Raw genomic sequence first — 292 nt, 5'->3', positions numbered from 1 at the left:
ATGAAGGATCCCGGCGAGCTGAGCAACGTCGCGAACGACCCCGCCTATCTGCCGGTACGACTGGATTTCGCCGAAAAGACGCTGACCTGGCGCGCCAGGCATCTCGACCAGTCGCTGGCGCTGGCGGAGCTGACGGAGAATGGCGTGGCTGGATATGTGAGTAGGCAGTAGGCAGTAGAAAGCTCATTTCCCTACTGCCTACTGCCTACTGCCTACTGCCACCCAACTCCTATTGCCTACTGCACCTTCATCCTCTGCTGGTCACGCTTCTCGGCGTAGCTGCCCTTGTCGT

General features: G+C 59.6%; 1 pseudogene. It reads left to right on the top strand.

Annotated elements, in window-relative coordinates:
• Positions 1–171 (top strand): annotated as a pseudogene (locus tag EN851_RS37605) (phosphonate monoester hydrolase); the annotation flags it as partial.
• Positions 172–292 lie beyond the last annotated feature (121 nt).

The organism is Mesorhizobium sp. M8A.F.Ca.ET.208.01.1.1, assembly GCF_004791315.1.
Classification (GTDB): Bacteria; Pseudomonadota; Alphaproteobacteria; order Rhizobiales; family Rhizobiaceae; genus Mesorhizobium.
Note: the sequence above shows the minus strand (reverse complement) of the source record. Positions and strands in the feature narration are given on the sequence as shown.